General features: G+C 64.6%; 19 protein-coding genes. 8 read left to right on the top strand and 11 right to left on the bottom strand.

Annotated elements, in window-relative coordinates:
- Both ACM9NP_RS09330 and ACM9NP_RS09325 read left to right on the top strand, forming a co-directional pair.
- The coding region (locus ACM9NP_RS09330; RefSeq protein ID WP_415646236.1) for a TetR/AcrR family transcriptional regulator at positions 1–563 on the top strand (563 nt) is incomplete at its 5' end.
- 789 nt (positions 564–1,352) lie between these two features.
- Positions 1,353–1,676 (top strand): SH3 domain-containing protein, encoded by a 324-nt coding sequence (locus tag ACM9NP_RS09325; RefSeq protein WP_415646235.1) that lies wholly within the window; start codon positions 1,353–1,355, stop codon positions 1,674–1,676.
- 1,171 nt (positions 1,677–2,847) lie between these two features.
- Here the strand turns inward: ACM9NP_RS09325 and ACM9NP_RS09320 are convergent.
- The 3 genes from ACM9NP_RS09320 to ACM9NP_RS09310 form a co-directional block, all read right to left on the bottom strand.
- A complete protein-coding gene (locus ACM9NP_RS09320) occupies positions 2,848–3,051 on the bottom strand; it encodes a hypothetical protein (RefSeq protein WP_415646234.1) in 204 nt (67 codons plus the stop codon).
- A 239-nt stretch (positions 3,052–3,290) separates the two neighbouring features.
- Positions 3,291–3,878 (bottom strand): FAD:protein FMN transferase, encoded by a 588-nt coding sequence (locus ACM9NP_RS09315; RefSeq protein ID WP_415646233.1) that lies wholly within the window; start codon positions 3,876–3,878, stop codon positions 3,291–3,293.
- A gap of 17 nt (positions 3,879–3,895) precedes the next feature.
- Positions 3,896–4,777: an aldo/keto reductase gene (locus ACM9NP_RS09310; RefSeq protein WP_415646232.1), complete on the bottom strand. Its 882-nt coding sequence runs from the start codon at positions 4,775–4,777 to the stop codon at positions 3,896–3,898.
- Positions 4,778–5,555: 778 nt separating this feature from the next.
- Between ACM9NP_RS09310 and ACM9NP_RS09305 the strand changes: the two genes are divergently transcribed.
- Both ACM9NP_RS09305 and ACM9NP_RS09300 read left to right on the top strand, forming a co-directional pair.
- A complete protein-coding gene (locus ACM9NP_RS09305) occupies positions 5,556–6,899 on the top strand; it encodes a PLL family lectin (RefSeq protein ID WP_415646231.1) in 1,344 nt (447 codons plus the stop codon).
- A gap of 250 nt (positions 6,900–7,149) precedes the next feature.
- On the top strand, positions 7,150–8,448 hold the full coding sequence (locus ACM9NP_RS09300) for a M23 family metallopeptidase (protein WP_415646230.1): 1,299 nt from the start codon (positions 7,150–7,152) through the stop codon (positions 8,446–8,448).
- Between the two features lie 322 nt (positions 8,449–8,770).
- On the opposite strand, the gene ACM9NP_RS09295 is transcribed toward ACM9NP_RS09300, so the two are convergent.
- Entirely contained in the window at positions 8,771–9,394 is a 624-nt protein-coding gene (locus ACM9NP_RS09295) for a TetR/AcrR family transcriptional regulator (RefSeq protein ID WP_415646229.1), read from the bottom strand.
- Between the two features lie 105 nt (positions 9,395–9,499).
- On the opposite strand from ACM9NP_RS09295, the gene ACM9NP_RS09290 reads away from it, so the two are divergent.
- Positions 9,500–10,066 (top strand): dihydrofolate reductase family protein, encoded by a 567-nt coding sequence (locus ACM9NP_RS09290; RefSeq protein WP_415646228.1) that lies wholly within the window; start codon positions 9,500–9,502, stop codon positions 10,064–10,066.
- Between the two features lie 490 nt (positions 10,067–10,556).
- Positions 10,557–11,000 carry a hypothetical protein gene (locus ACM9NP_RS09285; protein ID WP_415646227.1) on the top strand — a complete coding sequence of 148 codons (444 nt, stop codon included), beginning with the start codon at positions 10,557–10,559 and terminating at the stop codon, positions 10,998–11,000.
- A gap of 275 nt (positions 11,001–11,275) precedes the next feature.
- Here the strand turns inward: ACM9NP_RS09285 and ACM9NP_RS09280 are convergent, their stop codons facing one another.
- Complete coding sequence (locus tag ACM9NP_RS09280; protein WP_415646226.1) at positions 11,276–11,668, bottom strand: hypothetical protein; 393 nt, start codon at positions 11,666–11,668, stop codon at positions 11,276–11,278.
- Positions 11,669–12,129: 461 nt separating this feature from the next.
- On the opposite strand from ACM9NP_RS09280, the gene ACM9NP_RS09275 reads away from it, so the two are divergent.
- Positions 12,130–13,002, top strand: a complete 873-nt coding sequence (locus ACM9NP_RS09275) for a CPBP family glutamic-type intramembrane protease (RefSeq protein ID WP_415646225.1) — start codon at positions 12,130–12,132, stop codon at positions 13,000–13,002.
- A gap of 295 nt (positions 13,003–13,297) precedes the next feature.
- Here ACM9NP_RS09275 and ACM9NP_RS09270 read toward each other — a convergent pair whose 3' ends face one another.
- From ACM9NP_RS09270 to ACM9NP_RS09250, 5 genes are read right to left on the bottom strand one after another with little or no spacing between them, the layout of a single operon-like run.
- Complete coding sequence (locus tag ACM9NP_RS09270) at positions 13,298–14,338, bottom strand: zinc-dependent alcohol dehydrogenase (RefSeq protein ID WP_415646224.1); 1,041 nt, start codon at positions 14,336–14,338, stop codon at positions 13,298–13,300.
- Between the two features lie 22 nt (positions 14,339–14,360).
- Positions 14,361–15,641, bottom strand: coding sequence for a four-carbon acid sugar kinase family protein (locus ACM9NP_RS09265; RefSeq protein ID WP_415646223.1), 1,281 nt, complete (start codon positions 15,639–15,641; stop codon positions 14,361–14,363).
- Position 15,642: 1 nt separating this feature from the next.
- Complete coding sequence (locus ACM9NP_RS09260; protein ID WP_415646222.1) at positions 15,643–16,932, bottom strand: RuBisCO large subunit C-terminal-like domain-containing protein; 1,290 nt, start codon at positions 16,930–16,932, stop codon at positions 15,643–15,645.
- The gene (locus ACM9NP_RS09255) at positions 16,929–17,813 is read right to left on the bottom strand and encodes an alpha/beta fold hydrolase (protein WP_415646221.1); all 885 of its coding nucleotides are present in this window, start codon (positions 17,811–17,813) and stop codon (positions 16,929–16,931) included. Before ACM9NP_RS09255 ends, ACM9NP_RS09260 begins: the two co-directional genes overlap by 4 nt.
- A 1-nt stretch (position 17,814) precedes the next feature.
- Positions 17,815–19,155, bottom strand: coding sequence for an MFS transporter (locus tag ACM9NP_RS09250; protein WP_415646220.1), 1,341 nt, complete (start codon positions 19,153–19,155; stop codon positions 17,815–17,817).
- Positions 19,156–19,316: 161 nt separating this feature from the next.
- On the opposite strand from ACM9NP_RS09250, the gene ACM9NP_RS09245 reads away from it, so the two are divergent.
- A complete protein-coding gene (locus ACM9NP_RS09245; RefSeq protein ID WP_415646219.1) occupies positions 19,317–20,105 on the top strand; it encodes a DeoR/GlpR family DNA-binding transcription regulator in 789 nt (262 codons plus the stop codon).
- Positions 20,106–20,229: 124 nt separating this feature from the next.
- Here ACM9NP_RS09245 and ACM9NP_RS09240 read toward each other — a convergent pair whose 3' ends face one another.
- Positions 20,230–20,835 (bottom strand): hypothetical protein, encoded by a 606-nt coding sequence (locus tag ACM9NP_RS09240; protein WP_415646218.1) that lies wholly within the window; start codon positions 20,833–20,835, stop codon positions 20,230–20,232.
- Positions 20,836–20,921 lie beyond the last annotated feature (86 nt).

Here is a 20,921-nt window from a genome sequence, read left to right as displayed (position 1 = left end):
CCGACGCGGCGATCCTGTCGGCGGCGGTGGAACTGCTCATCGAACGCGGCGTCGAGGGCGCGGGTATGGAACAGATCGCCAAACGCGCTGGGGTCGCCAAGGTGACCGTGTACCGGCGTTGGAGTTCCAAAATAGACCTTCTGGTCCAGGCGGTGGAGTCGCTACGGGAGGAACCGCCTCGGCTCCCCGACACCGATCCCGCCGACCTGCCCTCAGCGGTGGCCGCGCTGCTGCCGACCTGGAGCGAGCAACTGGCCGATCGGCGATTCCAGACCTTGAGCGCGCGGGTACTGGGGGCCGGGCCCGACCATCCCGAACTGTTGTCTGCCTATCTCGAGCACCTGGTACGGCCGCGCCGGGATCGCGCCGAGGAGATCCTGACCCAGGCGCGCGAGGTCGGCGCGCTGCCTGCGGAGGCCGACATCCCGGTCTTGGTCGACATGATGACCAGCGCGGTGATCCAACGATTGCTGCTGTCGACCGTTCCGGTGTCAGCGGTCGAGGTCGCCGACTATCTGCGTGCGCTGTTGCGTCAGGTGGGTTTCCGGTTCCCCTCCGGTTGAGCGGCGCCTCGATGGGTCGGCGGCGACGTCGAACCGTCAACCGTCCATGATGCTCAATTGAGACGGCGCGACCCGGACGACGGCCGCCCCGTCGGCGAACAGGTGCACCCCAACGGCAACGTGATCGCCGAGGAACATCCTCCACGATCGATGCGCCATCCACACTGATCCGATGCGTCACGCTGCTCGAGGTAGGGCTTGCGCGGTGGCACAGCGACGGGGCCCTTCGGGGTGACCACATCTCGACTGAACGATGCCCCCACCCGTAGAGCACCACACTAGACAATCGAGTGTGTCCGTTTGGGTCGGAGCGGTCGCTCGCCCAGTCCCGTCGACCGCGGCCGGGCGCAGCAAGCGAGTCACGTCCCGTTCGCCGTTGGCGATGACCCGAGATCGGGCCTTCCGTACGTCGATCAAAGAGGTGACGGGACGCATGGGATCTCCTTCATAGTGTGCTTCCGCTTCGCGGCTCCTAATACAGAGAGTCCCGAAGACGACCTTCCTGACGCGGAAACCGCCAACCTCACCCGAACGAGTGCCCATAGCCGTCGGTTCTCGTGCGTGTTCTAGCTCGGCCGGGTGACGTCATCCCCCACAGTGGTGAGGCCCGCAGTGCTCTGGTGGCGCGATTCTTGTGAGGACCCGCCGAACGGAGGGACGCTACGCAGACCTCCGTTGGCATCTCCAGGGTCCGCTCAGTACTCCACAGACTGTCCATTCCAGACGAAGAGGAGAACGACGTTGAAGCGATTCACGCGTATGTCGGCAACCGCCGCCACGATCGCCGTGATGGCGATTTCGGGACTGGCGATGACCGGCTCCGTCGCCACCGCCGGCGAGGTGGGTGCACTCGGCTGCACCGCCACCGGCGCGGACAAGGACGCCACCGCCTATAACAAGGCGTTCACCACGACCGTGAACATCCGCAGCGGCCGCAGCACCAACTGCGTCAGTCTCGGTGTCGGCTACACGAGCCACACCGTCGATATTCACTGCACCTCGACCTACAACGGCGAGGACTGGACCTACCTGCGCAACGTCAACACCGGAGTCAAGGGCTGGGTCAAGACCTCCCTGCTGGATTGGCCGAACCACCGTCTCGTCATGTGCTGATCCCAATCGCACTTCGGCCCGGTCACCGCCGTCTGCGGGGCCGGGCCGCACCCGTCACAAGACGCAAAGAAGTACTCCCCCAGGTGCCCTTCCCCAAGGCGACCTAAAAGAACAGTCCGCATAAGTTTTAGCCGGCCGGGTGCCTGAAACTGTTACGACCCAGCACATTCCGGCCATGATACGGACGACGTCAGCGAGAGTCAGGTGGATCCTCCGTCCACTCCCGCGAGGCAGTCAGCGACGCCGACGATTGCGCCGTCTCTTCGCCAACAGGCCAAGTCCCACCGCAGCGGCGCTGATTCCGGTGGCCACCCAGGCTGTTCGCGGAACCCGTTTCACTGCTCGAACTCCAACCGCGGACACTTCGGTCACCCTGATCCGCGCGACGTGGGCACTCCTGACTGCCGTTGTCTTCGCCTCGGAGGCCAAGCGCACCGCCGAATCACCGGCGGCCCGTAGCTTGACCGCGAGCGGGTGGGCGGGCTCGGACTCTTCGGACGGCAGGTCGAGCTCTTCACTCACCGCCGATGTGGAGGTTTCCTCCGCCTCGGTCGACGTGGGATCCGGTGTCGATGAGGACGTGGCATTTATATCGGATGTCATCCCAGGCACTCCTCTGTGTTGGCGACTGTTTCACCTGTCGTAAAAGCGTCGCGTGAAGTTCGGCGATACTATCCGCGCACTTCCCGTAGACACAACTTAATGATCGGTCAAATGCGGACATGCCATCAGTCGCATAACTGCGAAACAGGGCCGTCGATGACGATTCGATCGTCGCTAGCGCGGTCCTACCGGGTTCGGGCTCGCACCATTCCGATCACCGCATGGACCCCCGACGACCAGTGCCTATGTGACCCTCACTGGCCCGATCCCGAAGATCCGACAAGTGAGCCATAAAGGATACTCAACGATTTCCGTCCAATGTTCGCAGCCATTCTGCGGCAACCTCCACAGCGATGGCGCTCTCACTCATTTGAGTGACGACCGCAGCTAACTCAGGAGGGCGAAACCTTGTGAAGACTGGCGCCACGATCTCACCGGCACCGAGTCAGGACGTCACACACAACATGCGAACAACGCGTTGCCCCCAGGGACCAGCGCCGCCGAACGAGCTGCGTAGGAAGCCGATGTCCGCCGTGTTCTTCGACGATGCGGGCACGGAGGGTGTTGTTCAGATCGAGTTGAGGATGTCCTTGACGAGGCTCGGGTCATCGTCGTATCCGCACAGCGCCATGACGATGCGGAGCCCGTCATCGCGGGTGAGCTCGCCACTCTCAGTGAGGCTGTTGACGACGGCGAGAGCCTCGACCACCAGCGGCGTCATCTGATCTCTGTCACGAGAGTCGCCCAGATCGCTGGCGATGCTGAGGATCACGCTCCGAGTCGACGCGTTAAGCACCATGGGCGGCCCCCGCAACGAGGAGACGCTTAGAGAATCCGATGCCGGCGGATTTCCTGCTCATACCAAAACCAACGACCCAGACAACGCAGAGTCACGTTCCGATGGCTCCGAGTCGGGAACTCCTTCCGGCGTGCACCAACCGCACGCTGCCGTCCTTCGACTCGACAGGCTCGCACCTCGAACTGAACACAATCTGACATAGACAATCCAAATTAGACTGTTGCCCTGTCGCTCACGTCGTCGCCGAGAGCACGTGAGGACATCATCCCGACGATGACCAGGTTGAGGCGGTGGACCCATACGGAGAGCTGGTGGCGGAGGATGCCGCGTTCGAGGAACCGTTTGACTGCGGTGAGCAGACGGGACCGGTCGACGAGCCAGCCGCTGAGGAAGAACACCGCGACGTCTTGGTGGCGCTCGGCGAGGCCGGTTTCGTTGGGGGTGAGAGTGTAGTGAGCGTCGTCGCCGAACAGTTCCAGGTCACGTCCGACCAGCGGGTCGACGGCGCCGCCGGTGGTGGCGACGAGTCGGTCATAGAGGTCGAGCAAGGCGGTGTCCCGAGCGGGAAACGCGAATCGTCCCCCGTCCGTCGCTTGTGCGATCCGGGTGACCAGCGAATCGGCGCAGAACCGGGACCAGACTCGATCGAAGTCCTCGGCGAGCGACAGGACCCGCTCCCTGACCGAACGAGACAGTGGCTGCTCCGTGTCGATCTGCCAAGCGGTGCCGATGGCCGAGAACTGGTACACGGCCCCAGACGCCGACGCGTTGTCGGACGGCGCGACCAGAGTCGTCGGCATACGCGCCTGTCCCGGGTTCACGACTCGGGGATGTCGCGGTGGAAGGCTTTCAAGGTGACTGACGCCGGATCGGGGCCGCCGCGCACCCCGGTGTCGAGGGCGTCGATCCTGGCCAGCTGGTCGTCTGACAGCTCGAAGTCGAACACGTCGAAGTTGGAGGCGATCCGTTCCGGCTTGACCGACTTCGGGATCGCGGAGCGGCCTTCCTGAAGATGCCAACGCAACATGACCTGCGCGGGGGTCTTTCCGTGCGCTTCGGCGATCCTCCCGATCACGGGGTCGTTGAATGTGGAGGCACTGCTTTCGCCACGGTAGGCCGTGATTCCGCCCATCGGTGACCACGCCTGGGTCAGGATGCCGTGCTCGGCATTGGCTCGCCGGGCATCGGACTGGGTGAAGTACGGGTGCACCTCTATCTGATTCACCGCCGGCACCACGCCGGTCTGTTCCAGGAGGCGTTCCAACACATCGGGCATGACGTTGCTGACACCGATCGCGCGCACCCGACCGTCGCCCAGCAGGGTCTCCAGAGCCTTGTACGCGTCGACGGTCTTGTCGAAGTCGCTGGGCAGCGGCTGATGCAGCAGGAGCAGGTCGATCTGGTCGACGCCGAGCTTGCCCGCGCTCTTGTCGAAGGAGTGCAGGGTCTGGTCGTAGCCGTAGTCGCTGATCCAGATCTTCGTCTCCACGAACACCTCGGAACGGTCGATTCCGGAGCGGCGAATGCCCTCGCCCACCTCACGCTCGTTGAAGTCGGAGGCGGCGGTGTCGATGAGCCGATACCCGACTCGCAGTGCCTCCGCCACGCAGGCGGCAGTTGTCGCCGGAGGGGTCTGGAAGACGCCGAAGCCCAACGCGGGCATCACGACGCCGTTGTTCAACGTCAGGTTCATGGTCATGCGTTCCACGTTAGGTGCTCTACCGACGTCGAGGGAGTAACTGGCAGTACACCCTTCGACCGATGAGGCCTCGCGTCTGGTGGGGCCCTGTTTCGGGCCGTCAGCGATCAGACGCTGGGTATTCGCTGGACTGCCGGACAGCCCTGAGGGTGCGCAGAAAGTCGGCTACCTCGGCTCGGTGATCCATCTGTCAACGCTAACGCCGGAACCGGCGGGAAAGGGGGCACTGTCATTCATGGAGCCTCCTCTACTTCGGGGAAATCCGATCGTCGCGTTCGATCACATAGCGGTGAAGCACTATAGATATATCGATGTTAAGTCCACGTAAAGCCCCGCCGACAATCCATAACCCGGGCAGATGATTGAGGAACTGCCCGCTGGAGAACCATCGCCACTCGCCGCCATCGAACGGAACTCGTCCGCGAAATCCGATGTCACGTCTCCCGAAATTGGAAAACGCTCTCTGTCGAGTAATGATCGACGTTCATCCGCGAATGACTTCGAGACCGTGCGCATGGCGCGGTAGACCTCGCTAATCACAAGGTCGCAGGAGCCTGGTTGCCCGTCGCAACTATTCCAGCCGTGGAACGTCAACCGGGAACCTGCCGGATCCCGCGATGTTGCCATTCACGTATTCCGATCTTTGAAATGATCTGGTAGTTTGCCGAACGGCAGTCGTTTACGTGTGGCGAGTACACATACACGACAGGCAATCAATCGGCTCAGGCCCATGAGTCGTGGTTTCCGGCATTCCACCATCTCCTGGAGGAAATTCACCATGTCATTCGTTAGCGGCAGAAACCGACTACGCGTGCTCGTAGTCGCGTCGGCGGCCGTCGTCGGCCTTGGTCTCGGCGTACCTGCGGCGATGGCCGACCCCACCCCGTCGAACTCCGCGTCGAGTCACTCCGCCAACGCGGAGTTCTTCGACATCCAATGTGCGGTCCCACCCAACCACGACCCCGCCGTCACCCGCCAGCTCTACGCCATCGGAGAAAGCCGCGGCATCAACGACAAGGTCATGCTGGCAATGTTCGAAACCGGCTGGGTCGAGTCACACATGCAGAACCTCAACTGCGGTGACCGCGACTCCCTCGGCGTGTTCCAACAACGTCCCAGCCAAGGCTGGTGCGACCCCGCATCCCTCTGCCTCGATGTCGCCCACGCCACCAACAAGTTCCTCGACCGAGCGATCCCCAACGACCGGAACAACCCCCACTACACACCCGGCCAACTCGCGCAAAGCGTCCAAATCTCCGCCTTCCCCGACCGCTACGACGCCGCCGAAGCCAAAGCCCGCGAAATGATCGCCGAAGCCGGCGGTGGCACGCTCCCTCCGTCGACCCCGGTGTACGAGACGGCGAGTGGCAACGGTTGGCAGCCGATGCTGGTGGGCTTTGACGGTCAACCGCTCTACGCCGGCACAATGAGTGCGGTGGTTCGTGCCGACGGTACGAAGATCATCTACAGTGTCCGCGACGGGCGGCTCTACGAGGCGGCCAGCAACACCGGATGGCGCAACCTCCAGGTTCCCAACCACGACCAGGTCTCCGCCGTGTCAGCAGTCGCGCACGGCGACGGAATCGTCGTCTACACCGTCCGCGGCGGAGCCGTGTACGAAGCCGGTAGCGGTACCTGGCAACCGATGCTCGTCGGCCACAACGGCCAACCGCTCTACGCCAGTACCATCAGCGCCGTCGTCCGCGCCGACGGAACGAAGATCATCTACAGCGTCCGCGACGGGCGACTCCATGAGGCGGCCAGCAACACCGGATGGCGCAACCTCCAGGTCCCCAACCACGACCAGGTCTCCGCCGTATCAGCAGTCGCGCACGGCGACGGAATCGTCGTCTACACCGTCCGCGGCGGCGCCGTGTACGAAGCGGGAAACCACAACTGGCAACCGATGCTCGTCGGCCACAACGGCCAACCGCTCTACGCCAGTACCATCAGCGCCGTGGTTCGTGCCGACGGAACCAAGATCATCTACACAGTCCGAGACGGCCGCGTCTACGAAGCCGCCAGCAACACCGGATGGGTCAACCTCCAAGTCCCCAACCTCAATGGAGTGACCACCGTCGCCGCGATCCAGACCGGCGGCACCGTCCTCTACACCCGCTGACCAGCGCGAGGCGCGGGATGCATTCCGTGCCCGCCGAGAGTCGCTTGGAAAGTGACACCAACCAAGACACTGTCGACACAGTTAACGCGGACGGCTTCGGCTCCGATCCGGAAGCCGCCGTCAAGCCGCTGGTTGGCATCGCTTGCCCCGAATCAGTCAGTGGACTGGTCCAGGCAGTGGCGTCGACCGACCCGCCGAGCAGTCCTCAATCGACTAATTCTCATCCCCCTACACCCCTTGGAGTTTGTCAATGGTTCAGGAAATCAGCAGACGAAGCCTTCTACGTGCCACCGCGACGATCGGTGTCCTCGGCGCCGGTGTCGGTATCGGCACGGCGTCCACAGCGCATGCCGCGACCGGGTTCTACAACCCGTTCACCGGGTACCCCATAAGTGATGGTTGGGCCGAACACATCGCTCGTGGGTCGCTCGGCGGCATCGACTACGCGATGCCCGTCGGGACGCGGCTGCCCGCCGCGGGTGGCGGTGTCGTCACCAACACCCCCTATAACGGGACCGGCGGCCACACCGTCACCATCCGCCACGACAACGGGTACCGCACCCAGTACATGCACCTGTCACAGTTCCTCCTCGGCGACGGCACCCGCGTCGGGATGGGCGACGTCGTAGGTCTGTCCGGCGGCGCCGCGGGAGCACCCGGGTCCGGCTCGTCCACCGGGCCCCACCTCCACTGGCACATGATCGACCCGAACGGGGCGCGCATCAACCCGCTGGCCTTCCTGGAATCCGACATACCGGGCGTGCCGGTGGTCGCGCCCGTGTACGAAACCGGAAACCACAACTGGCAACCGATGCTGGTCGGCCACAATGGTCAAGCGCTCTACGCCAGTACCATCAGCGCCGTCGTCCGCGCCGACGGAACGAAGATCATCTACAGCGTCCGCGACGGGCGACTCTACGAGGCGGCCAGCAACACCGGATGGCGCAACCTCCAGGTCCCCAACCACGACCAGGTCTCCGCCGTATCAGCAGTCGCCCAGGGCGACGGAATCGTCGTCTACACCGTCCGCGGCGGCGCCGTGTACGAAGCGGGAAACCACAACTGGCAACCGATGCTCGTCGGCCACAACGGCCAACCGCTCTACGCCACGACTATCAGCGCCGTGGTTCGTGCCGACGGTACGAATATCATCTACAGCGTCCGAGATGGTCGGCTCCATGAGGCCGCGAGCAACGCCGGATGGCGCAACCTCGCCGTCCCCAACCACGACCAGGTCTCGGCCGTATCAGCAGTCGCCCAGGGCGACGGAATCATCGTCTACACGGTGCGCGGCGGCGCCGTGTACGAAGCGGGAAACCACAACTGGCAACCGATGCTGGTGGGATATGACGGCCAGCCCCTCTATGCGAGCACTCTGAATACCATCGTCCGTGCGGACGGTACGAAGATCATCTACAGCGTCCGCGACGGCCGCGTCTACGAAGCCGCCAGCAACACCGGATGGCGCAATCTTCAAGTCCCTAACCTCAATGGAGTGACCACCGTCGCCGCGATCCAGACCGGCGGCACCGTCCTCTACACCTGCTGACGAACACGGGGCACGAGAACCCTCTCGTGCCCCTGACCCGACTCTCGCTGAACGCAACGAGACGCGACGGTGTTCCGGCAGCTCGCATGTTCCGCACACGCGCTTTCGCCTATGTCATCGACGCTTCGCGAGAGGGGCAGGAGTTCGGCAGGTCTGGACAGGACCGTCGGTGCGTCGACCACCGAGTCCGATGATGTTGGGGCCACTGCCGGATGGTCAGATCCATAGTGGATGAGATCATCTACAGTGTGGACTGTACGAAAGCTCCTGGTACAACCCGCGCAGCGGGACCGGTTCGAAGACACCGACCCTCCGAGCCTGTTCACTGGGCGCCATAGCGTGCGACGATCGTCCGCACCGCCTCTTCGACCGCTCGGCGCGCTTCCTCTTCATCGATCGACCAGTTGGCGTGGACCAGCCGGGGCCAGAAGATCGCGGTGGCGATCATTCCGAGAAACTGCGCGGTGGCGATCTCGAAGGAATCCACCTTCACAGATCCTGCGGCATGCTCGGCCCGGAGGTAGCGACCGAGGGCATCGAGGGCGGGGAGCGTCCCGAAGTCGAAGGTTCGCTCGCGCAGCTCGGGGAAGCGGGGGGCCTCGGCGATCACGAGTCGGATCAGATCGGCCGTCGAAGGATGGGTCAGCAACTCGGCGTACTCCCGGCCCAAGGCCAAGAGTCCGGCGTGGAGGTTGCCGGGAGGAGGAACGGTTACGGCCCTACCCGGCACCTGGCCCACGGCGAGAACGCTCGCCTCGAACAGTGAGGCCTTCGTCGGGAACTGCTTGAACAGCGTCGCCTTGGACACTCCCGCGTTCGTGGCGACACGTGCGAGCGACGTCCTGTCGTAACCGCCTTCAAGGAACAAGGCCGTGGCCGCGGCGAGGATCGTCGTGCGATTCTGATCGGCCACTCGCTGGTGGTACTCGGGGAGCTCGCGAGACATGATTCCAGTCTGCCATAGAGGTGAGACGCTTGACTCACAGCTTGCTTACCCTTAGTCTCCATGAGGTGAGTTGATGGACTCACCTCGTAGCGAAGGAGCGACCTCATGCACGACACCACTCCCCAAACGGCCGCCGGCAAGGTGATCTGGCACTTCTCGATGTCGCTGGACGGATTCGTCGCCGGCCCCGGTCACAGCATGGACTGGATGCCCGAGGCGACCAACCGGCCGGGGCTGGTCGAGGAGTACATCGAGACGACCGGGGCGGTCTTGGGCGGCCGCGACGGATGGGATGCGTTCCCGGACCCGGGTGCCGTCTACGGCGGTGCTTGGAGTGGACCGATCTTCGTGCTCACTCACCACCCCGAGGACGCCGAGCCCGCCGAGGGGGTGACGTTCCTCAGCTGCGACGTCGCCGAGGCAGCGCAGATCGCCCGGCGTGCCGCAGGCGGCAAGAACGTCGAGGTCTTGTCCCCCACAATCGGCCGTCAACTCCTCGAACGCGGCCTGCTCGACGAGATCGACCTGCACGTCCTGCCAGTGCTGCTCGGCGAGGGGGTGCGGCTGTACGACAACCCGGGCGGGCCTCCGGTGCCGCTGAAGTTCGTCAATGGCGACCCTGCCGAGGAGATCAACCTCCGCTATCGAGCAAGCGACCGCGCGGACGAGTGAAAGCCCGACCCGCCGATCTCCAACCCTGATATGCGCCGCCGGGCACCCGACCCTGACACAGACGTTTGTCCAGACTGGGCGACACACCTCAGCACGATGGGAAGTCGAGCGCAGCGATGACTTGCCATTGCCGCTCAACAAGCCGATGCTTCGCTGACATCTGATGCAGCACTCCCACATCAGATGTCAGCGGGGATCAGGGCGCTTGCGCCGAGTCAGGCGACCCAAGAAAACTGGAAGCACTGTCCTTTTTCGAATACTCGCTCAACCGTCTGCCTCATCCACATGGGACAAGACCATCGGCGCCGCGTCGCTCGGAACCGTCGCACGCTTAGCGTCAAACGACGCCCGTCATCCGAAATACTCTGCGCCACAACGAAAGCGCGAAGGTCCCCACGGCGATGAACTGCCCGAGTAGGTCGGGGCAGCGCATGCCGGACTCAGCGAATCGGCGTGGTGTTCCTGCGACCTGGCGCATTATCGTGCCCCGATGGAAGAACGATGGACCGTCTTCGTGAACGGGCGAGCCGTCGAACGGGTGGTGGACGTCGTGACGGTGGCCGCGTTCCCGGATCCCGCCTGCACCTGCGGCAGTTCGTGCATGGGCCGGTACCGGTTCTGGTACGAGCACGGCGAATCACTCTTCACCGTCGACGTGGATCGGATCCGCTTGAACTGGGCGATCGACGAACTCATTGATGAGACTCCGACGGGTGGATATGAGACATTGCCGAAGCTGGTCCGGGACTGGAACGAGGACAAGGGATGGTGCGGAATCGACGAGCACTTCGGGTCTGCGGTGACCCCCGATGATCTCGCCGCGTTCGCCGACGCGCTCCGTCCCCACGTCGACGGCGCGTTCGCGTCCGCGCTGCGGGATCTCGCCCGCACGGCCACCGCTTTGCGGGCTCCGATGAAGGCGATGACGGACTGACGGCGCGACGCCAGCGCAGCGCGCGTTCTCGTTGCGGGCACCGACCAACTCTCCCGACGAGAGCGCCGGACGGGCGGCCTTGGATAGGGCAGGCATCCGGGTCATCAAGCCAACGTGGCCTGCCGTAGCGCGCATCGATCTACAGTGTCTCGTCGCTTGCGAGGCCAGGGGTGAACTCCAGAATGGCCTGATGGAGGGCTGCTTCCTCGGACTCGGCGAAAAACCGACACCCGCCCAGCGCGGCCCCGACTGAACCCTTTTGCGCCCCAACGGCTTCACCAGAGGGTGGCCGGTCCCGAGATGACCCAGCCCGCGTCGGTCGGCTTAATCCAGAAGGCCAATGACACCTCGATGATCTTCGCGTGATAGGCGATATGGATGCTGACGTGACTGTCAGTGAGTCCCCAGACAAACTTCCCAAACTCAAGTTCGCGGAGCCAGGGCAGATTCTGCTCCCACTGGTCGTCAGAAAGCTCGCAGCTCGACTCGTCCGCATCGGCGCTCGTTCCGACTGAGCCATTCCACAGCGCCTTGACCACATGCCGGACCGGCATGTGGTCAATGAGCTGTTCGGCTTCAGGGATCTTCGCGGCTTGAAGCAGGCTGAAGTAGCCGCGCAAGACCGCTTCGACGTCATTCTTGGCGGGGTGCTCCGTCCAGATCTTCACCGCGAGATCATACTCACGACCGCCACACATGAAAGTGGACAGATCCGGAGCGGACGGGCACACGGTCGATCGTGCGTTCGCTTGTGCCCGAAGGGAGGTAACCCCCCAAGCGGGCAGGGAGAAAGGGCCATCGCCGACCCGCGAAAAGGTGGTTACGGTCTCGATATGGGACGGATTGTGCGCACCGGAGTCGGTTCCTCGTCCTGGCCGCGTCACTCGCAGGCCGGGAGTCGAACTCCTCCCGTCCGGCCGCGACTTCGTGGACTCCTGGCAACCCGTCGATCGGACCCCACTTGATGCCCTTCGGGAACCGCGTAGACCGCAACACGGGTCGCTATTGGACAGTACTCACTGGAGTCCGCGAGGGGCGAGCGTCGACAGCCGGCAGCCTTCTCCCTTTGACAGCCAACAGAACGTCGAACGCGCGGCGACGCCGGACGCAAGTGGTAAGTGAGGACTGAATGAACGAACAGGTTGCGAACCGCAGGCCGGGAATCGCGCTGCGAGCAATGCTCACCTGGGTGTTTCTACTGGCCGCGTTGACCGTCGGCGGCGCGCTCTGGTTGAACGTAGAGGGCGGTAGCCATCGGGACTTGTCGCCGGCGGTCCTCGTCATCGCTTACGCACCAACGATCGCCGCGCTCGTCGCCGTCAGCTTCGTTCGCGGCGGCGTCCGCGCCCTGCTCGCGCGACTTCTACATTGGAAGGCGGGAGCCCGCTGGTACGCGATCGCGCTCCTCGGTCCGCTACTGCTGGTACTGGCGGCCACCGCTCTGTTCGTCGCGCTCGGCCGGACGGCGCCGACGAACTGGCTCGTCCTACCGTCTCTCGCCATGGTGCCCACGCTCCTCGGACCGGTCATCGCAGGCTGCCTCGGCGAGGAACTCGGCTGGCGCGGCTTCGCGCAACCCCAATTGCAGCGCCGGTTCGCGGCGCTCGTCGCTGCGATCGTCATCGGCGTCATCTGGTCGCTCTGGCACCTCTGGCCGATCCTCACTCCGGTCGGATTCGCGGAGTTGTCGATGGCGGACATCGTGCAGACCTTCGTCCGCCTCGTCTCCACTGCCGTGATCTACGCCTGGCTGTATAACGGCACGGGCGGCGCGCTTCCGGTGGTGCTGGTGGCGCATGCGGCGCACAACGTCGCGATAAACCTCATGCCGACGCAGGTGATCGGCACGGACACCGTTGCCTGGGCCGTCGCGTTCCTCTACGCCGCAGCGGCAGCCGCCGTCGTCCTTCTCACAAGCAGCCGCACACTGACCCGGCAAGCGCCGATCGACGACCCGGTCCGCCCTGGTCGGTCCGAGAGCACCCTCGGGGCCGGCCTCTGATCACCCGGACCCGAGGGACGAAATCCGTCACCCTCTGATCACGACGGTGTGCCATTCCCACTCCCAGGGTGGGTGGCGGCGCGGCCACCTCGGTGACCGTAAGGCTTGGGAGAGCAGGAAACGAAGACTGTCCACGGCCCCTGGGGCGATCTCGATACCGGGATGTATGTTCGCCATCGCCATGATCCCGTTGCTCCGTGGCCGCCCGACAGACCGTTGGTTCTCAGTGGCCGGTCGCCATTGGCCGTTTCGCACGCCGTCATGGCATCGGGCCAGAGCCCGAGAATGACGGTGCCTATCGAAGGCCCGGCACGAGCAGCACCTTGTTGGCGTCGCCGGTGAGAAGCCCGATCGCTTCTTCGGCGGAGTCGAGACTCAGGCGATGCGTCACGAGCCAGTCCAGGTTCAATCGACCTGAGTCGATGAGCAGGAGCAGGTCCTCCCAGGTGTCCCAGAGCCTACGACCGAAAATGCCCCGCCAGGTGATGCCCTTCTTGTTGATGTACGCGGCGACGTCCACTGTCGGCTGAACGCCGGGGTGTCCGATCGTCACCAGCGTCGCTTCCCTGCGCAGTGACTCGAAGAGGCCGGACAGGACGCCGTTGACGCCGGAGACTTCGAACGCCACATCGAAGCCTCCGCGAGCGCCCGTCAGTTCTCTGCACAGTTGCGGAAGTTCGGCCGTGGGTGGGATGGCTCGTGCTCCGAGTTCTTCGGCGAGTTGGCGGCGGAAGGGGTTGGGTTCGACGGCGACGACGTGGGCCGCCCCCATGAGCATCGACAGTTGGATGATGACGAGTCCGATTGGACCGCAACCGTTGACGAGCACGGTGCGGCCAGCGACGGCGTGGCCGGTGCGTTGGATCGCGTGGACGCCGACACCCGCGGATTCGAGCAGGGCACCGGTTTCCAGGGACACGCTGTCGGGGAGGCGTACGCAGATCTCGCGTGGGACGGCGACGGTTTCGGCGAAGACGCCGTCGAAGTGCATTCCGAGGATCTTGGTGTTGTCGCATGTGTGCGCGTTTCCGGTGCGGCAGGGGTAGCACCGTCCACAGGCGAGGTGACTTTCGAGCGCGACCCGGTCGCCGGGAGCGAGGTCGGTGACGTCGGCGCCGACTTGGGTGACGGTGCCGGCTCCTTCGTGTCCGAGTACGACGGGAAGGGTCAGGCCGAAGGCTTGGGCCGCCGGTGTCCACTCGTAGAGCTCCCGGTCGGTACCGCACAGCGACGCGGCCGCGACGTCAACGACCACGTCGTTGGGCCCGGGAGTCGGCACGGGGATGTCCTGGACTTCGATTCCCTTGCCGGCGGCGGATTTGACGATCGCTTTCATGGTGGTCTCCTCTATGACCGGTTCAACGGCCGGCGAAACGGTGAAGTACGTCGACCGGTCCGACCTGGCCGCCTTTGAGAAGCACCCGGCAGTCGGCCAGAGCGGAGTCCGGGTCGGTGGCACAGACGGGTCCGGCGGTGACGAATTGCGATATCACCCTGAGCTCGTTGACGTCGGCGGCCAGGAGCGCGTGGCTTGAGGTGTCGCCGCCGCAGATGGCGATGTCACGTGTCAGGCGTCGTTCGGCGGTGGTGGCCGCGATTCGGCCGATCCTGGCACCGATATGGGCGGCGGACAGCCCAACGTCCGGCACCAGGCGGGGGTCCTCCGGTCCGCGTGCGGTGTGGGCGATGACGTCGTGTCCGTCGGCGAGCTCCCCCGTGATCCTGTCGAGCAGCTCGTCGAATGCGTCGTCTTCGTTCAGCGCAGCGCCGTCGATGGGGATGTCGATCCAGCCACGGGTGATCGCGTCGGTGATCTGGTTGCCGGTGGCCGCCGAAGCGGACGCGCTGACCGCCAGGACTGGTCCGGAGGCACGGTCGACGCCCGACGGCGTGGGGACGGTCCGTTTCATCGTGCGGGCCAGGGCGGCCATGATGCCGCCCGAACCGACCACAATCGTCGGCCCGACGTCCGGGCGGGTTTCGAGGAGTGCCGCGGCGATCTGGTCGAGGTGCGCGTTCTCGACCGCGTCGACGACGAAGGCCGATTCCGTCCGTTGTCGGCTTTCCCGCCAGCGAGACCGGAACGAACCGTCGCCGAAGGACGGCAGGTGGATCGAGTTGGGAACGTCCCCGGAATCGAGCTGCGCGGAGAGGATGAGGCGCAGGTCGGCCTCGGTCATGGGGGTCGATGGATGCCTTGACATCACCGGGTGTCGGTCGAGCCGATACGTGTGCTGTTCGTACACGCCGAAGTGTTGGCTGAACGCCGTGTAGCGACCGAAGTCCGGTTGGGCGGGTGCCACCGGGATCGGTCCGTGTGCGGGGAATGCCTCGTGGAGGAGTTCGATCGCCCGGCCGATGCTGCCGACGGTCGGGGACGAATCGAATGTGGAACAGACCTTGTACAGCAGGACTTGGACTTCTCGTTCGCGAAACGGCGCGATCCCTTCCCGGATCGCCGCGTCCAGGGCGGCGCCGGACAGGGATCGGGCGGGCCCGGCCACTCCGACGACATCGGCGTTCGGGAGTCCGCGGCGCGGATGAAGCACGAGGACCGCTTCCAGGCCGCCGAGGTGAGCCTGGGCGAGTACGTCGCTGGCGCCGGTCAGGTCATCGGCGACGAATCCGAATGCCGTCACATCAGTTCCCTTTCGGAAAGTGGCCGAGCGCCTCGGCCAGCGCGGCGTCGCCTTCGTCGGCGAGGCTCGCGGCCCTCTCGTCGACGTCTTTGTCGGCGACGGCTGCCTCCCAGGCCTGCCGCAGGCTGCGGACGCCGGCTTCCGGGCCGGACGGGTGGGCGGCGATGCCTCCGCCGGCGAGCATCAGCACGTCTTCTGACTGTATCGCCTGGTACGTGCGTCCTGGAGTGTGGACGCTCTGGCCCGACGACAGGGTCGGCAACGGTGGAATGGTGTCTCCCAGGGATTGCCTGAGGCTGTTGATGTTCGCGGTGACCTCAGCATCGGTCTCATAGAACTTCCCGCCGAGCCCACTGGCGTGGATGTGGTCCGCGCCGGCGAGTCGGGCGAGTTGTTGCCAGACGGTGAAGTCGACGCCGAGCGCGGGGTGACGCGTGGAGGCGGCGAGTCCGACGCGGTGGCCGTGGATCGGTACTTCGGCGAAGGTCCGGAGCCATTGGAGGGCGGGAAGGCCCATGATGGGGGCGTTGATCATGACGCAGGTGCCGCCCGCCTCCACGACAAGGTCGTGGCGTTGTCGAAGACCCGCGAGGTCGCCTGAGATGTTGAAGGCGTACATCACGCGATGGCCCGTCTGTTCTTCTGAGGCACGGATCTCCTCGGTCGCGATGGCGATGCGGTCCGGCAACGGCAGATAGGCCGGGCTGGTCATGAGCTCGTCGTCTTTGATGAGGTCGATTCCGGTGCGGACGAGGGCGCGGACCGCGTCACGGAATTCGTCGTGGTTGAGCCCGACGTTGGGTTTGACGATGGTGCCGATCAGGGCGCCGGTCGGCTGGTTGAGGAGTCGACGGGTTCCGTCGATCCCGTATGCCGGGCCGGGGTGGGCGGCGATGAAGTCGGTGGGCAATGTCAGTGAGCGAAGCCGACACGCGAACAGCGGAGCGAGTTCGAACAGGTTCCCGGCGATCGTGGTCATCAGGGTCGTGATGTCGGTGGAGACGTTCTCCATGGGGTATTCGATGACCACTTCGGCGCATTCGACCGTGTCGGCCGACAATCGCGACGGCAGCGACGGGGGGCGTTCGCCGAGATGGCGAACGCTGACCACTCGTGCGGCGTGCCTGGTCCGGATGCGGTCGGTCTCGCCGGGGACCGCGATGAACGTTCCGCTGGATTGCTCACCGGACAGTAGTTCCGCGGCCCTTCTCGGTTCAAGGTTCGACTCGATGTAGTACGTGCACAGGATCGCGCGTGTGTCACGTACGTCGTCGCCTTCGGGAATCGTCATGGCGACTGCTCCCCGGCTCGACAATGGGCGAAGAACTCGGTGAGGCGGCGCGCAAGTTCGTGTGGCTGCTCTTCGGGAATCCAGTGTCCACAATTGGTGATGGGGCCACCGGTGACGTCCTCGGCGAAGTAGCTGAGCGATTGGCGGGGTTCGTCGCCTCTGCCCCATGAGGAATCGCCGCCGAGGGCGAGTACCGGGATGGCGAGTCCGCCGGCGCCGACTTTGCGGGCGTTGGCGATGTCGTCCGGTATGGAGTGGTAGTAGCCGAGGCCCGCTCGGGTGCGTTCGACACCTCGATAGGCGTCGATATAGGAGGTGATCGTCTCGGGGTCGATGACTCCCGGTGTGGCGCCGAGCGTCTCGTAGAACCAGGTGTAGTACTCCTTCTCCTTCCCGACGATGAGGGTTTCGGCGAGTCCCGACCGGTGGAACGCGTGGTGCCAGCGTTGGCCGCCTTGGGATATGTCCGGTCCCGCTCCGAGATCGTTGGGGATGGTCACGTCGAGGACGGCGAGTCCCTTGGCTCTTTCCGCTAGGAGCCAAGCGGTGTAGAAGGCCGCCACGCCGCCCCAGTCGTGACCGACGACGAACACATCACGAAGATCGAACACGTCCGCGATGAGCGTGGCCATGTCCTCGGCGACGCTCAGTTTGTCGTAGGACGCGTCGACGGTGTCCGATCCGCCGAGTCCGCGAAGGTCGGGCATGATCAGCCGGTGTCGCGCCAGCAGGGGAACGAGCTTTCGCCACGCCAGTGCGGTCTCGGGCCAGCCGTGCAGGAGGAGAACGGGTTCCTCGTCGCCGCTTCCAGCGGTCATGACGTTGAGCTGGATGCCTCCGCAGCGAACACGTCGTTGAGTGATGTGCGCGTCGTCGGTCATGTCAGGGTCGTCCCTTCGTGGCTCGTGGTTCGTCGGTGTGGTTCAAGTCGAGATCACGGGTTTCCCGTGACAGGAGGACCGCGACCGCCGAGATGAGCGTTATGCCGATCATGAAGATCGAGATGGCCGACGAGCTCTGGTAAGTGGCCATGAGCAGGGTCGCGATGATCGGGGCGAAGGCGGCGCCGAGAATTCCGGCGAGGTTGTAGGCGACGGCGGAGCCGGTGAATCGGACGGAGGTCGGGAACAGCTCGCTCATGAATGACGCGACGGGGCCGTAGACGAACGAGTAGCTGATCATCAACACGATGAACGCGACGAGGATCAGGCCGAAGTTCTTCGTGTTGAAGAGGGCGAAGAACGGGAACGCCCAGACCACGGTGATGGCGAATCCAGTGAGGAGGACTTTGCGTCGTCCGATGCGGTCGGACAACGCCGACGCGTACGGGATGGCGATGATGTTCGTGAGGATCGCGATGATGACGGCCCACAACACGGTGGAGCGGGTAAGTCCGAGTTCGTCGACCCCGTAGGTGAGCGTGTAGACCGAGAAGAGATAGAACACGGCGAACTGGGAGATGTTCGCCCCGGTCGCGATGAGCAGTGGCTTCCAGTGGTGGCGGAGCACCGCGGCGATGGGCAGACCCGGTTTCGTGGTGACGGCTTTGGCCTGCTGCTCCTTGAACACCGGGGACTCGGTGACCTTGGTCCGCACGTAGAGCCCGGCACCGACGAGGAGGATGCTCACGAGGAACGGGACTCTCCAACCCCAGGCCATGAACGCCTGCTCGGTCAGAACCGTGTTCATCAGGAGGAACAGTCCGGACGAGGCGACGAAGCCGGCCACGGGCCCGAGGTTGTTCAAGCCCGCGTAGAAGCCGCGTTTCGCGGGCGGCGCGTGTTCGGTGAGCATCAGCACCGCGCCGGAGTATTCGCCTCCGAACCCGAAGCCCTGGGAGAACCGCATCGCGACCAACAGGATCGGCGCGAGTACCCCGATCGTGTCGAAGGTGGGGAGCAGGCCGATCAGGAAGGTGCTGATTCCCATGATCAGGTAGGTGAAGTAAAGCATTTGCTTGCGCCCGAGGCGGTCGCCGAAGTGCCCGAAGACGATGGCTCCGAGCGGGCGGGCGACGAACGACACCGCGAACGTCGACAGGGAGAGAAGGGTGGCGGCGGTCGGGTCGGAGTCGGGGAAGAACAGCGGCCCGAAGACCAGCGCCGCGGCCGTGCCGTACAGATACAGGTCGTAGGTCTCAAGCGCGGTGCCGAAAACACTGGCACCCACCACCCGTCGCATGTGTTTGCTTGGCGCCGACGGCGACGCCGTGGTACTGCTCATCAGTTTCTCCACTCGGTGGCGCGAGATGAACCTCACTCGCGAGCAATGTTCGAGCAAACATATATTAACAATGATGTCACCACAAGTGCCTGATGGAGACCGATAAGCTGAATACTATGAATGTTTGAACGAACATGAATCTGCTTGTTAGGGTGATTGGCATGGCGACAGAATCGCGAGACCGGGACAACGACCCACCGGCCCGGTACTCCAGGGACGAGCGGCAGGAGGCCATCGTCGATCACCTGCGCGCCAACGACAGGATCGACGTCGCCCAGCTGGCCAAACGCTTCGGCGTCACCGAGATGACCGTGCGACGGGACCTCGCCGCGCTCGACGGCCAAGGTCGAGTGACCCGCGTCCACGGCGGCGCCCTCCCCCCACGACCCGTCGTCTACGAGACCCGGGCAACGATCAACGCCTCCGCCAAGACCACGATCGCCCGAGCGGTGAGCACCCTGATCACCGAAGGCGAAACCGTCGGGATCGATATGGGAACCACCTGCCACGCCGTCGCGACCGAGCTCGCCAAACGCGACGACCTCACCATCGTCACCTACTCACTGCACGTCGCGATGGCATTCCGCGGATCGCGGTCACGCGTCATCGTCCTCGGTGGAGAGATGACCGAGGAACTGACACTCGTCAACGGAGGAGTCGTCGACCTGACCGCTCACCTGGCCCTGAACACCTTCGTCGCCGGTTGCGCCGGAGCATCACCGCAATGGGGAGTCTCCTATTTCGGCGCCGGTGAAGTCGAGGTCCGCCGGGCCATGTCCGCCAGGGCCGATCGCCTCGTCCTCGCCGCCGATCACGAGAAATGGGGTCAACACTCCACCTACGTTCTCGGTCCACTATCGATGTTCGCCACCGCCGTGACGGATGCCGGGATCAGCGAGGAGACACGCGAAAGCGCGAGCGCCCACCTCGACCTCGTCGTCGCGGAATAGCGGCCGTCCAGGGAATCAGGGCCCTGACCGGATGCCGCGACGGCCGCAGCGTCACAGCGAACGAGAAGTCATGCGAAGCATGGGAATGGCAGGCTCTTCGTAGAAGGAACGTCAGTGTGTCGGATCAGGTCAACGGCTCGGGCCAAAAGCGGCGGTCTCGAACGAAGGCGAGACTCGACGCGTCGGCGAACACGATGCTGTCGTACGTGTAGCGAACCCACTTGCGCGGCTGCTCACGATGGGCGTACTGGTCGGCCGTCAGTTCCCACACCGTACGAGGTCGACCGTCCTGATCGACGGTCACGAACGCGAACCGGTGCTCCGTCAGCACCCACCACGACCGATCTGCTCGGACATCGGCCAGCTGGGCGGCCTGACAGTGCGCATGGGATCCCTTCGCGATCACGTCTTTGCGGTCGTTCGTGAAATCCTCGAGTTCGAGGAAGTACAGAACCACGGTGATCGGGAACAACACGATCCGCGTGATCCGCCACAACCGGGACGTCCACTCCAGCTTGCCGTTCGACCTGCGGCCCCTCACGTCATAGTGGACCCGCGCACCCGGACTGATCCAGATCGGCCGTTCGTCTGGACGCAGCCAAGCGTTCACCGCGACGGCGGCGGCGTCGAACGGCCGAATCGACACGCGGTTCCTTTCACGGCAGGTGACCGGGAAGTCGACGCCAAGATCGCCGAGCAGGACCCGATCGTAGGAGCTGGATTCCAGCACACCCGAACGCGAAAGCCGGACTCGACGCAAGGTGCTCCGTGCCCACCGCGCTGCGACCCGCCGGTGGCCATCGATCTGCCGCCGAG

The sequence above is a fragment of the Stackebrandtia soli genome, from assembly GCF_965137155.1.
GTDB classification, from domain to species: Bacteria; Actinomycetota; Actinomycetes; order Mycobacteriales; family Micromonosporaceae; genus Stackebrandtia; species Stackebrandtia soli.
Note: the sequence above shows the minus strand (reverse complement) of the source record. Positions and strands in the feature narration are given on the sequence as shown.

What these genes read in the sequence shown, in the direction of transcription:
- ACM9NP_RS09270 (WP_415646224.1), bottom strand. Translation starts at nt 14,338, where the DNA reads ATGAAAGCGATCGTCAAATCCGCCGCCGGCAAGGGAATCGAAGTCCAG.
- ACM9NP_RS09315 (WP_415646233.1), bottom strand. Translation starts at nt 3,878, where the DNA reads ATGCCGACGACTCTGGTCGCGCCGTCCGACAACGCGTCGGCGTCTGGG.
- ACM9NP_RS09245 (WP_415646219.1), top strand. Translation starts at nt 19,317, where the DNA reads ATGGCGACAGAATCGCGAGACCGGGACAACGACCCACCGGCCCGGTAC.
- ACM9NP_RS09250 (WP_415646220.1), bottom strand. Translation starts at nt 19,155, where the DNA reads ATGAGCAGTACCACGGCGTCGCCGTCGGCGCCAAGCAAACACATGCGA.
- ACM9NP_RS09300 (WP_415646230.1), top strand. Translation starts at nt 7,150, where the DNA reads ATGGTTCAGGAAATCAGCAGACGAAGCCTTCTACGTGCCACCGCGACG.
- ACM9NP_RS09285 (WP_415646227.1), top strand. Translation starts at nt 10,557, where the DNA reads ATGGAAGAACGATGGACCGTCTTCGTGAACGGGCGAGCCGTCGAACGG.
- ACM9NP_RS09290 (WP_415646228.1), top strand. Translation starts at nt 9,500, where the DNA reads ATGCACGACACCACTCCCCAAACGGCCGCCGGCAAGGTGATCTGGCAC.
- ACM9NP_RS09275 (WP_415646225.1), top strand. Translation starts at nt 12,130, where the DNA reads ATGAACGAACAGGTTGCGAACCGCAGGCCGGGAATCGCGCTGCGAGCA.
- ACM9NP_RS09260 (WP_415646222.1), bottom strand. Translation starts at nt 16,932, where the DNA reads ATGACGATTCCCGAAGGCGACGACGTACGTGACACACGCGCGATCCTG.
- ACM9NP_RS09310 (WP_415646232.1), bottom strand. Translation starts at nt 4,777, where the DNA reads ATGACCATGAACCTGACGTTGAACAACGGCGTCGTGATGCCCGCGTTG.
- ACM9NP_RS09255 (WP_415646221.1), bottom strand. Translation starts at nt 17,813, where the DNA reads ATGACCGACGACGCGCACATCACTCAACGACGTGTTCGCTGCGGAGGC.
- ACM9NP_RS09295 (WP_415646229.1), bottom strand. Translation starts at nt 9,394, where the DNA reads ATGTCTCGCGAGCTCCCCGAGTACCACCAGCGAGTGGCCGATCAGAAT.
- ACM9NP_RS09325 (WP_415646235.1), top strand. Translation starts at nt 1,353, where the DNA reads ATGGCGATTTCGGGACTGGCGATGACCGGCTCCGTCGCCACCGCCGGC.
- ACM9NP_RS09305 (WP_415646231.1), top strand. Translation starts at nt 5,556, where the DNA reads ATGTCATTCGTTAGCGGCAGAAACCGACTACGCGTGCTCGTAGTCGCG.